We start from the raw sequence: 1,940 nt of genomic DNA on the forward strand, positions 1-1,940 counted from the left end.
GTCGTGGGCTCGGTGATGTGTTAAAGAGACAGCCCGTGGCCGGTCCCGGCCGCGCGCCGGGCCGGCCCGCCGCGCGGCCCCTCACCTTGAGAGGTCGTGTGCCGGGGGGAGTTCGTTCCCGGGCTGTCCGGCACCGGCCAACTCCCGTGCAGCGCCTTCCCGGCCCGCCCCAACGCGGCTACTGTCCATCGCCGGTGGCGCCCCGGCCCGGCGCGCATCGCAGCTGTGCCCCTCCTGCCCTCGGCGTACGGAAAGTGGTGTCCCGGACATGCCGGAACTCTCCGGATCGGTATCGGCCGCCCCGCGCCCGCCCCGCGGCCCGCGCGAACGCGGCCGCTTCGACTGGGCCGGACTGCGGGCCGACCTGCGCGGTGCGGTACCCGACGCCTCGCTCGCGCTGCTGGCCACCGGGCTCATCTACTGGCTGCTGTACGCCCGGATCACCAGCGGCACCTCGGCCACCCTCTCCCTGATGCCGCACATGGAGGACCCGGCCGAGTACTGGATGTACTGGATGTGCCAGGCGTTCGGCTGGTCGGCGCTGCTGTGGGCGTACATCACGGTGGTCTTCGGGCTGCTGCGCTCGGGCCCGTACCCTCGCTGGCGGTGGCTGCCGGTGGCCCGGCTGGAGAAGTGGCACCGCACCACCAGCCTCACCACCATCGGGCTGATGTTCCTGCACGCCGCGTTCTTCTTCGGCGATCAGATGCGGGACAACCTGACCCGCTGGGGGACCGGCCGCAGCCTGTGGACGGCGTTCGTGGACGTGTTCGTGCCCGGCGGGTACGCCACCGGCACCGGACGGATCGCCATCCTGGTCGGGCTGCTCGCCCTCTACCTCGCCATCCCACTGAGCCTGGCGTTCTATCTGCGGCACCGCACCGGCTCCCGGATGTGGGTGGCGCTGCACCGCTTCGTCATCGTGGTGTACGTCCTCAGCGTCTGGCACACCCTGCTGTACGGCACCAACGTCTGGTACGACGGCACCTTCCGCACCCTGGTGTGGGCTCTCCAGATGCCGATCGCCGCGCTGATCCTGCTGCGGCTGCTGGCCCCGGCCCGCCCCCGGGAGCGGCTGCGGCTGCGCGGTCACCCGCTCCCGGTGACCGTACGGCTGGCCGGCCGGTTCGCGGTGGTGGCCACCGTCCTCGGCCTGCTGGCCGTGCTGGTGAGCGGGGCGGACGGCGGGCGCGACCCGGACGACCACGGGGGCACCTCGCCCGCGCTGTGGCCCGAACGCTGGGTCATCTGGGCGGGGTTGCTGGCCCTCACGCTGGCCATGGTGGCCGTCGCCCACCGGACCCGCCCCGCCGCCCGGAAGGACCGGGACCGCGACCGGGACCGGGACCGCGAACGGGCACCGGAGGGGGACCGGGACCGGCCCGGGGCCCCGGCCGGCTGACCGGCCGGGACCGCGGGCGCCCGGGCCGGCGGTGCGGTCCCGGGCGGGGCGTTCAGAAGCCGCGGTCGATCCACTCCGGGAGGTGCGGGGCCTCCTCGGCGATGGTGGTGGTCGGGCCGTGTCCGGTGTGGACCGTGGTGGCGCCGGGCAGGGTCAGCAGCTTGTCGCGCAGCGAGGCGATGATGGTGCCGAAGTCGCTGAAGGAGCGGCCCGTCGCGCCCGGCCCGCCCGCGAACAGCGTGTCGCCGCTGAAGACCGCCTGGAGCGCGGGGGCGAACAGGCAGACCGCCCCCGGCGCGTGCCCCGGGGTGTGCAGCACCTGGAGTTCGGTGCCCGCCACCGTGAGCGTCTGACCGTCGGTCAGTTCGCCGTCGGGCGCCCGGTCCGGGTGGGTCTGCCGCCACAGCGGCAGATCGTCGGCGTGCAGCAGGACCGGGGCGCCGGTGCGCTCCGCGAGCGCGGGCGCCGCGTCGATGTGGTCGTCGGCGGGACGGCGTCGCCCCCGAGGTCGCGCACGCCGCCGCGCAGGCCACCCAGG

2 protein-coding genes are annotated in these 1,940 nt (G+C 74.8%); one reads left to right on the top strand and one right to left on the bottom strand.

The window, feature by feature from the left end; genetic code table 11:
• The first annotated feature begins 268 nt into the window (after positions 1-268).
• Complete coding sequence (locus ACFV5N_RS27465; protein WP_385605148.1) at positions 269-1,402, top strand: ferric reductase-like transmembrane domain-containing protein; 1,134 nt, start codon at positions 269-271, stop codon at positions 1,400-1,402.
• A gap of 52 nt (positions 1,403-1,454) precedes the next feature.
• Here the strand turns inward: ACFV5N_RS27465 and ACFV5N_RS27470 are convergent.
• The coding region (locus ACFV5N_RS27470; RefSeq protein ID WP_385605151.1) for an MBL fold metallo-hydrolase at positions 1,455-1,940 on the bottom strand (486 nt) is incomplete at its 5' end.

This window comes from Streptomyces sp. NPDC059853 (genome assembly GCF_042731495.1).
Classification (GTDB): Bacteria; Actinomycetota; Actinomycetes; order Streptomycetales; family Streptomycetaceae; genus Streptomyces.